At 75.0% G+C, this 8,593-nt stretch carries 10 protein-coding genes; 5 read left to right on the top strand and 5 right to left on the bottom strand.

Translation table 11 applies throughout. The features are described 5' to 3' along the window. Together KIK08_RS35045 and dut are read right to left on the bottom strand one after the other, a co-directional pair. Positions 1 to 1,012, bottom strand: a 1,012-nt coding sequence (locus KIK08_RS35045; protein ID WP_214407618.1) for a DUF3710 domain-containing protein, incomplete at its 3' end; no start/stop codon positions are given. Next, positions 1,012 to 1,551, bottom strand: coding sequence for a dUTP diphosphatase (gene dut, locus KIK08_RS35050; protein ID WP_408004778.1), 540 nt, complete (start codon positions 1,549 to 1,551; stop codon positions 1,012 to 1,014). The genes dut and KIK08_RS35045, both read right to left, overlap by 1 nt. Before the next feature lie 157 nt (positions 1,552 to 1,708). On the opposite strand from dut, the gene KIK08_RS35055 reads away from it, so the two are divergent. Continuing rightward, on the top strand, positions 1,709 to 2,218 hold the full coding sequence (locus KIK08_RS35055; RefSeq protein ID WP_214407619.1) for a DUF3093 domain-containing protein: 510 nt from the start codon (positions 1,709 to 1,711) through the stop codon (positions 2,216 to 2,218). A gap of 48 nt (positions 2,219 to 2,266) precedes the next feature. On the opposite strand, the gene KIK08_RS35060 is transcribed toward KIK08_RS35055, so the two are convergent. Next, complete coding sequence (locus KIK08_RS35060; protein ID WP_214407620.1) at positions 2,267 to 2,569, bottom strand: DUF4193 domain-containing protein; 303 nt, start codon at positions 2,567 to 2,569, stop codon at positions 2,267 to 2,269. Positions 2,570 to 2,872: 303 nt separating this feature from the next. On the opposite strand from KIK08_RS35060, the gene KIK08_RS35065 reads away from it, so the two are divergent. Continuing rightward, positions 2,873 to 3,958 (top strand): phosphotransferase family protein, encoded by a 1,086-nt coding sequence (locus KIK08_RS35065; protein ID WP_308258089.1) that lies wholly within the window; start codon positions 2,873 to 2,875, stop codon positions 3,956 to 3,958. 1 nt (position 3,959) lies between these two features. Further along, positions 3,960 to 4,772 carry an envelope integrity protein Cei gene (gene cei, locus KIK08_RS35070; RefSeq protein ID WP_214407621.1) on the top strand — a complete coding sequence of 271 codons (813 nt, stop codon included), beginning with the start codon at positions 3,960 to 3,962 and terminating at the stop codon, positions 4,770 to 4,772. 22 nt (positions 4,773 to 4,794) lie between these two features. On the opposite strand, the gene KIK08_RS35075 is transcribed toward cei, so the two are convergent. Continuing rightward, a complete protein-coding gene (locus tag KIK08_RS35075; RefSeq protein ID WP_308258090.1) occupies positions 4,795 to 5,691 on the bottom strand; it encodes an inositol monophosphatase family protein in 897 nt (298 codons plus the stop codon). Positions 5,692 to 5,898: 207 nt separating this feature from the next. Between KIK08_RS35075 and KIK08_RS35080 the strand changes: the two genes are divergently transcribed. After that, positions 5,899 to 7,287, top strand: a complete 1,389-nt coding sequence (locus KIK08_RS35080) for an RNA polymerase sigma factor (protein WP_408004777.1) — start codon at positions 5,899 to 5,901, stop codon at positions 7,285 to 7,287. Between the two features lie 104 nt (positions 7,288 to 7,391). Next, positions 7,392 to 7,778 (top strand): YccF domain-containing protein, encoded by a 387-nt coding sequence (locus tag KIK08_RS35085; protein WP_214407622.1) that lies wholly within the window; start codon positions 7,392 to 7,394, stop codon positions 7,776 to 7,778. A gap of 18 nt (positions 7,779 to 7,796) precedes the next feature. On the opposite strand, the gene KIK08_RS35090 is transcribed toward KIK08_RS35085, so the two are convergent. Continuing rightward, a complete protein-coding gene (locus tag KIK08_RS35090; protein WP_214407623.1) occupies positions 7,797 to 8,363 on the bottom strand; it encodes a Uma2 family endonuclease in 567 nt (188 codons plus the stop codon). Positions 8,364 to 8,593 lie beyond the last annotated feature (230 nt).

Consider the following 8,593-nt stretch of genomic DNA (forward strand, 5'->3'; position numbering starts at 1 on the left):
GCCGGGGCAGCACGCCCGAGCGGGCGACGAGGGGCTCGCCGTCGGTATGCGGACCCGCCTCGGTGGGTGTGCCGGGCGTCCGCACGGCCGGCGGCGCGGCCGGCGACACGGGGCCGCTCACGGGGCCGCTGTCGTCGCGCCGACGCGCGGCGATCGCCGCGCTGTCCGTGACGGGTGTCGCCCCGGTCCGCGAGACGCCGGCGCTCTTCGCCCCGGTGCTGCCGGTGTCAGGGAGGTCGGCGCCGCCCTTCTCGACCAGGCCCTTCTCGACCAGGCCCTTCCCGACCGGGCCCGCATCGGGCGCGGCGGCGGGCCGGGCGCCGCCGGCCACCCCGGCGATGTCGGCGCCCCTGGTCTTGACCGGCTTTCGAGCGGCGGGCTTCTTCGCCGCGCTCGCCGCGCCGGCGTCGAGCTCGATCCCCTCGGGGACGGTGAGCGGCAGCACCGTGCGCACCGGGTACGGCGAGCGCCCGCGCACCACCACCGTGCCCCGCAGCAGCCTGCGCAGCTCGTCGGCCAGCGCGGGGGCGGTGGCGGTCGGGCCGGTGGCGACGCCGTAGACCATCCAGCGCGGCCCGTCGGCCCCCAGGAACAGCGACGTGGCGGCCCCGGTGGTGGCGTGCAGTTCGCGGCCCCACTCGCCGGTGAACGACCGCACCCGCGCGCCGCTCTCGCGCAGCGAGGCGTCGATCTCCTTGGCCAGGTCGGGCCAGAGCTTGCCGGTCTTGGGGGCGGCCAGCGCGCTGACCGAGAGCCTGCCCTCGGGCAGGGCGAGGTGCACGGCCTGCATCGGGCCGCCGGTCGAGGCCGGGTCGGTGGTCAGGGTGCCGCCGGTGGGCAGCGGCAGGCGCAGGGAGCCGAAGTCGGCGGCACCGGAGAGGGTGGGCTCGTCCTCGGCCTCGCTGTCGTACGGGCCGGCGATCTGCGCGGGCCGGGTGCCCGTCGGCCGCGGTCGCGCCTCGACGGCGACGCCACCGGCCGGGAAGGTGCCGGTGCGCTGCGGGCGGGCCACTACCGCTCCCCGCCGCCGGACCGCGCCGCGGCGCCCGCGGCGAGGTCCATCGGCACGGCCTGGGCGTCCATCGGGTCGCCCGGCACACCGCCGAGCACGTCGCCCGGCGGGGCGTCCTCGACGTCCTCGACGGGGGCCAGCCGCGCGTGGCCGCCGGTGGACCCGTGCCCGCCCGCCCCCCGCTCGGACGGCGGCAGGTCGGCGACCTCGACGAAGCGCACCCGCTCGACGCGCTGCACGACCAGTTGGGCGATGCGGTCGCCGCGGCGCAGCTCGACCGCCTCGCGGGGATCGTGGTTGACCAGGCAGACGCGGATCTCGCCGCGGTAGCCGGCGTCGACCGTGCCCGGCGCGTTGACGATCGACAGGCCGGCGCGCGCGGCCAGCCCGGAGCGGGGGTGCACGAAGCCTGCGTAGCCGTCGGGCAGGGCGATGGCGACCCCGGTGCCGACCAGGGCCCGCTGCCCCGGCTCCAGCCGTACGTCGGCCACCGTCCGCAGGTCGACGCCCGCGTCGCCGTGGCGCGCGTAGGTGGGCACCGGCAGTTCGGGGTCGAGGCGCGTGAGCAGCACATCGAGGGGTCCGTCGGCGTGCGGCGCCGACGGACCGTCCGCGAGCGGGAGCGGCGGGACGAACGGCTCGGAGCGGGGAGCGTCGACGGGGCCGGGCACGACGGGCGACGCTACCCTGGTCGGCGTGGGTGAGCATCCTCTGAGCGGTCGGGCTGCGACGTCCGGCGCTCCCGCGTTCGACGAGCGGTTGTCCGTACCGCTCTGGTGGTTCCTGCCGGCGATCGGGCTGGCCGTGCTGCTGGGCGCCGAGGTGCACATGGGCTACCCCGGGCTGCGTTCCTGGATCGGCTACGCGGTCGCGGTGCCGGTCGTCCTCGGGGCGCTGGTGTGGTTGAGCCGCACCCGCGTGCAGGTGGCCGACGGCGAGCTGCGCGTCGGCGAGGAGGCACTGCCCCTGGACCGCGTGGGCCGCGTCGAGGTGGTGCCGGCCTCCGGGAAGCAGGCTGCACTGGGCCCGGAGCTGGACCCGACGGCCCATCTCCTGCACCGGCCCTGGATCGGACCGGTCGTACGCGTCGAGGTCCGTCCCGGGGAGGGCGCCGAGGGCGCCGAGGGCGCCTCCGCGGACCGGACCCCGTACTGGATCTTCAGCGTGCGCGGCACCGCCGCGCTGGTGGCGGCGCTGGGACGGTGAGCGCGACGGCGCTCGGCGCCGTCGTGCGCCGTCCCCGCGGCGCCCCCGTCAGGCGGCGCAGTCGCGGCAGATGTACTGCGTCCCGCGGGTCTCGGCCAGCCTGCTCCGGTGGTGCACGAGGAAGCAGCTGGCGCAGGTGAACTCGTCGGCCTGCTTGGGCAGCACCTTGACCGTGAGTTCCTCGCCCGACAGGTCGGCCCCGGGCAGCTCGAAGCTCTCCGCGGTGTCCGACTCGTCGACATCGACCACGGACGACTGCGCCTCGTTGCGGCGGGCCTTGAGCTCGTCGAGCGAGTCCTCCGCCATGTCATCGGTCTCGTTGCGCCGTGGCGCGTCGTAGTCGGTCGCCATCGTTCCCACCCTCTTAACACACAAGTCGTCGTCGTGCGGCTGGACAACGCCACAGCACCGGGGTTTGTGCCCGGCAACCGAGTGACGCCGGTCTCAGCCCGATGCCGGTCTGCAGCTGCGCTCGGATTCGACTTAATCGATCCCGCGCACGTTCACGAGCGCGCGCGCCTGCCCCCCGGGGCGCAGAGGGTAACCCAGCATGCCGCCGAACGCCCGTCACCCCACCGGGTCGACCTGTCGACCCGATCACGGCGCCGGTCGGCCCGCTCTCGCGCACGCGCGCCCGGGTTAGGGTCTGCGGCTGTGGGTGTCTCCGCCGACGACCTGACGTCCGTGCCCGTCCCCGGAGCCGACCCGGCCGTGGTCGGGCCGTGGCTCGCCGACCGCCTCGGCGACCCCGCGTGGCGCGACTGCGCGCTCGCGCCCGTGGGCGCCGGGCGGTCCAACCTGACCTATCGGGTGCAGAGCCCCGCCGGTGCGGTCGTGCTGCGCCGCCCGCCCGTCGGACAGGTCGCCGCCACCGCTCACGACATGGGGCGCGAGCGGCGGATCATCTCCGGGCTGGCCGACAGCGACGTGCCCGTGCCCGCCGTCCTGGCCTGGTCCGACGGGGGCCCGCCGGTCGACGCACCCTGCTACGTCATGGAACTGGTCGAGGGCGTCGTCCCGGCGGGCGCGCTGCCCGCCGGCTGGGCCGAGACCCCCGAGGAACGCGGGCGCGCCGCCGACGCGCTGGTCGACGTCCTGGTGCGGTTGCACTCCGTCGACCCCGCCGCCCACGGGCTGGCCGACTTCGGCCGCCCCGAGGGGTTCATGGCCCGCCAGGTGCGGCGCTGGGTGAGCCAGTGGGAGCACGCCCGCCCCGCCGTGCCCGAGGAGGGCATCGCCGAGCCGCTGCAGTCCCTGGCCGACGACCTGGCCGCCGCGCTGCCCACCACGCAGCGGCACACGATCGTGCACGGCGACTACAAGCTGGAGAACTGCATCTTCGCCGCCGACGACCCGGGCACCATCGCGGCGGTGCTCGACTGGGAGATGTCGACCCTCGGCGACCCGCTCGCCGACCTCGGGCTGCTGCTCATCTACTGGCGCCAGTCCGACGACCCCGCGGCCTGGCGGGACGCGCGGGGCGTGCCCGGCATCACCGCGCTGCCGGGGTTCCCGAGCCGCGCCGGGATCACCGAGCGGTACGCCGCTGCCACCGGCCTGGACGTGTCCCCGCTGCCCTGGTACGTGGCCTTCGGCGCGTTCAAGCTGGCGGTCGTGCTGGCCGGGATCGTGGCCAGGGTCCGCACCGGGATGGTGCCCGAAACCATGGCGGTCGACCTCGGTAGCGTGCTGCCACTGGTCACGTTGGGCCAGCACGTGCTGGCCGAAGGACTCGACTGAGATGACCACCGGATCCGACCGCAACGGCGTCCCCGCCCGCCCGGGCGGCACCGCGACCCGTCCCGGCACCGGCGCACCGGAGGGCCCCGGCCGCACGGCCGCGGCCAAGGCGGCCGCCGCGCGCACCGCGGCCGCGCTGAACCCGCGCCCCTCCCGCGTGCGGCCCTACCAGCGCCGCAGGCGCGGGCCGATCATCGTGGTGGTGACGGTGCTGGCGCTGCTGGCGGCGGGCACCTGGGTGACGGTGCTGTCCACGGCGTCCGACGGCTTCGGCGAGGGCACCTGCCCGGCCCCCGTGGCCGGCCCCCCGGCCGGCGAAACGGTGGAGCGCAGCGCGCTCTACGCCGTGCCGCCGGCACCGGTGTCGGCCGTGCGGGTGCTGGTCAGCAACGGCGGCGGCCAGCGCCAGCAGGCCAACCTGGTGGCCGCGGAGCTGGAGGAGCTGGGCTTCGCCCGCGCCGCCGCCCCGACCAACGACCCGTTCTACCCCGACGGCGACCTGGAGTGCGTCGGCCAGCTGCGCTTCGGCACCGCGGGCGAGGCCGCGGCCAGCACGCTCGCGCTCGTCCTCCCGTGCGTGGAGCTCGTGCGCGACGGGCGCGCCGACGACACGGTCAACGTCGCGGTGGGCACCGCGTTCGGCGACCTGTCCCCCGCCCGCCCGGCCCGCGACGCGCTCGACCAGCTCAGCAACGACGCCGGCGGGTCCGACGGGGCCGCCAACGCCGATCCCTCCGCGCCCGACGCCGGCCCGCCGCCCGGCCCCACCGTCGACCCCGCCCTGCTGGAGCAGGCCCGCGAGTCGACCTGCTGAGTCGCCGGGCCACCGGCCCGCGTCAGACGCCGCCCGCGCCGTGCTCGCGGATCAGCGCGGCCAGCTCCTCGGCGATCGCCGGGGTGGCCGCGAACAGCGCGTCGTCGCCCAGGCCGTCGTCGGGCGGCGTGGAGCCGGTCGGTCCCGGCACGCGCACCACGGCACCGGCCTCGGCGGCGATGAGCGCGGCCGCGGCCCAGTCCCACCAGTTGGTGCCGTGCTCGATGTAGGCGTCGACCCACCCCGCGGCCACCGCGCACAGGTCCAGCGCCGCCGACCCGGTCCGCCGGACGTCGCGCACCAGCGGCAGCAGCCCGCCGATCATCGCGACCTGCCGGGAGCGCCGCTGCGCGCTGTAGGAGAACCCGGTGGCCAGCAGCGACAGCGCGACGTCCGACGCGCCGGAGACGCGCAGCGGCCGCCCGTCGCAGGTGGCGCCCCCACCCGCGGCGGCGCTCCACAACCGGCCCGACGCCGGCTCCACCACCGCCCCGGCCACCGACCGCCCGTCGCGCACGGCGGCGACGGACACCGCGTACCAGGGCATGCCGTAGAGGAAGTTGACGGTGCCGTCGATCGGGTCGACCACCCAGCACACCCCCGGCCCGTTGGCCGCGGCGAGCGCACCGCCCTGTTCCTCGCCGGCGACCGCGTCATCGGGACGGAGTTCGGCCAACCGCTCCCGGATCAGCGTCTCCAGCGCGTGGTCGGAAGCGGTGACGACATCCGTCGGAGTGGATTTCGTCGACACGCTGTCGCTGGATCGGTCCACCCCGGACCCCGCGTCCCACGGCCGGGGCAGCGCACGCAGGTGCTCGGCCGCTTCCAGCGCCACGCTCTCGGCGATGCGCCGCAGGTCAGCGGGTGTCTCATCAGGATCTGCCGGCAGGTTCTGACCGATCGGCCGTGCCTCGCTCACCCCCGTATCCGACCACATCGACATCTTCGGCGTGCCGAGGCGCGAGCGTCCCGGGAACGCGCCGTTACAATGGCGCAGTACCCGATGCGGGATCGCCTCCGACAGCACGTCACGGAGCGCGATCCGGCGAGGTATCAGACAACATCTGCAGCCGGATCTCCGACGCGTCCCGGCGCACCGCAGAGCGCACCGTAGCGAGAGGGCCTAGTGGCAGCCGCAGACTCCGCAACCCGCATCGACCCGTCCGTCGACCCGTCGGCCGGGGCCGCTCCCCGCCGTGCGCGGGCGGGCGGCGCCGCCACGAAGACCGCGGCGAAGGCGCCCCGGTCGAAGGCCGGTCCGGCCAAGAAGGGCGCACCGGCCAAGAAGGGCGCCGACGCCGAGGTCACCGATCTCGACGGCGCCGAGGGCGAGCTGGAGGGCGCCCCCGAGGAGGTCGAGCTCGAGGACGTCGAACTCGACGCCGAACTGGTCGCCGACGACGCCGCCGACGTCGCGGTCGTCGTGGACGACGAAGAGGACGACGAGGACGACGAGGAGCCGGCCAACACCGGCGCCAACCGCCGCAGCCCCGCCCAGCGCGAGCGCTCCTCGAACGCCAAGACCGGCGACTTCGTCTGGGACGAGGAGGAGTCCGAGGCCCTGCGCCAGGCGCGCAAGGACGCCGAGCTCACCGCCTCGGCCGACTCGGTCCGCGCCTACCTCAAGCAGATCGGCAAGGTCGCGCTGCTCAACGCGGAGGAGGAGGTCGAGCTCGCCAAGCGGATCGAGGCCGGCCTCTACGCCGCGGAGCGGATGCGCCGCTCGATCGACGCCGGCGAGAAGGTCTCCCCGCAGCTGCGTCGCGACCTGCGCTGGATCGTCCGCGACGGCGAGCGCGCCAAGAACCACCTGCTGGAGGCGAACCTCCGGCTCGTGGTCTCGCTGGCCAAGCGCTACACCGGCCGTGGCATGGCGTTCCTGGACCTGATCCAGGAGGGCAACCTGGGCCTGATCCGCGCGGTCGAGAAGTTCGACTACACAAAGGGCTACAAGTTCTCCACCTACGCCACGTGGTGGATCCGCCAGGCGATCACCCGCGCCATGGCCGACCAGGCCCGCACCATCCGCATCCCGGTGCACATGGTCGAGGTCATCAACAAGCTCGGGCGCATCCAGCGCGAGCTGCTCCAGGACCTGGGCCGCGAGCCCACCCCGGAGGAGCTGGCCAAGGAGATGGACATCACCCCGGAGAAGGTGCTGGAGATCCAGCAGTACGCCCGGGAGCCCATCTCGCTCGACCAGACCATCGGCGACGAGGGCGACAGCCAGCTCGGCGACTTCATCGAGGACTCCGAGGCCATCGTCGCGGTCGACGCGGTCAGCTTCACGCTCCTGCAGGACCAGCTCCAGTCGGTGCTGGCCACGCTGTCCGAGCGCGAGGCGGGCGTCGTGCGGCTGCGCTTCGGCCTCACCGACGGCCAGCCCCGCACGCTGGACGAGATCGGCCAGGTCTACGGGGTCACCCGCGAGCGGATCCGGCAGATCGAGTCCAAGACGATGTCGAAGCTGCGCCACCCGTCGCGGTCGCAGGTCCTGCGCGACTACCTGGACTGACCACCTGGATCACAGCACGACCCGAGGACACCCCCCGAACCGCGCCGCGGCTCGGGGGGTGTTCCCGTCGCCCCACCGGTGCGCGCCCCGACGTGGAGGATCCGATGCGGACCCTGCTGAACGTGATCTGGCTGCTGCTCTGCGGGATCTGGCTGGCGCTCGGCTACGCCGTCGCCGGGGTCATCTGCTGCGTGCTGATCGTCACGATCCCGTTCGGCATCGCGTCGTTCCGGATGGCCGACTTCGCCCTGTGGCCGTTCGGGCGCAAGCTGGTCGCGCGGCCCGGCGCCGGCATCCCGTCGGCCCTCGGCAACGTCGTGTGGATCCTCGTCGCCGGCTGGTGGCTGGCGCTCGTGCACATCGCGACGGCGGTCGCCCTCGCGATCACGATCATCGGGATCCCGCTGGCGGTGGCCAACCTCAAGCTGGTGCCGGTGTCGCTGGTGCCCCTCGGCCGCGAGATCGTCCCCGCGTCGGACGCCCGCTCCTGACCCCGCGGGCCGGCGCCGTCAGAGCCGGCCGAGGTCGACCTCCACCTCGAACGGTGCCGTCACCTTCACGACGCCGGCGAACACCTCGCCGTCGCGGTAACGCCCGCTGCGCGGGTCGAGGACGTAGGTGTAGGTGAGCGGGAGGCCGGTCGGGGTCTGCTCGACCCGCCAGTAGAAGGCGATGCCCGCTCTCGCGTACTGCTCCGCCTTCACGATGCGGTCGGTGGTCTCCGACCCGGGCGAGACGACCTCGACGACGAGCAGCACGTGCTCGGGACGGGTGGGGTCGACGTCGATGGTGTCGGCCCGGTAGACGGTGACGTCCGGCCGGCGGTTGGTCAGCGGGACGTCGTGCAGGCGGACATCGAAGTCGGTATCGGCGTTCCACCCGGGTCCCGCGGCCGCGTCGAGGGCGTTGGCCAGGACCCGGGCCAAGCGGTTGTGCCGCTTGGACGCGCTCGGACTCACGACGACCATCCCGTCCACGATCTCGATGCCCGCGCACTGCTCCTCGGTCCACTCCGCGTACTGCTCGGCGGTGACCTGCTGGTGCATCCACGCGGGGGCGATCCAGTCGGTGGTCATGAAGCAACCCCCTGGGCTGGCGACACGAGCTGGGCTGACCGAGCCAGACTAGCGCTCGGGCGCCGGGCGGGGACGCTCCCGGACGTGCGGCGGGGTGTGCGTGTGGGGGTGCGGCCCGGCCGGCGGGTGCGGCTGGCGCGGGCCGGACGGGTACGGGCCCGGGGGGTGCGGGCGCGCGTGCGGGTGCTGGGTGGGGCGCGCGTGCGGGTGCGGGTGCGGGGCGGGGTGGA

The organism is Pseudonocardia lacus (assembly GCF_018531445.1).
Classification (GTDB): domain Bacteria; phylum Actinomycetota; class Actinomycetes; order Mycobacteriales; family Pseudonocardiaceae; genus Pseudonocardia; species Pseudonocardia lacus.

Bases quoted from the DNA above. Each gene is read 5' to 3' on its own strand.
- KIK08_RS35060 (WP_214407620.1), bottom strand. From the start codon at position 2,569: ATGGCGACCGACTACGACGCGCCACGGCGCAACGAGACCGATGACATG.
- cei (WP_214407621.1), top strand. From the start codon at position 3,960: ATGACCACCGGATCCGACCGCAACGGCGTCCCCGCCCGCCCGGGCGGC.
- KIK08_RS35085 (WP_214407622.1), top strand. From the start codon at position 7,392: ATGCGGACCCTGCTGAACGTGATCTGGCTGCTGCTCTGCGGGATCTGG.
- KIK08_RS35090 (WP_214407623.1), bottom strand. From the start codon at position 8,363: ATGACCACCGACTGGATCGCCCCCGCGTGGATGCACCAGCAGGTCACC.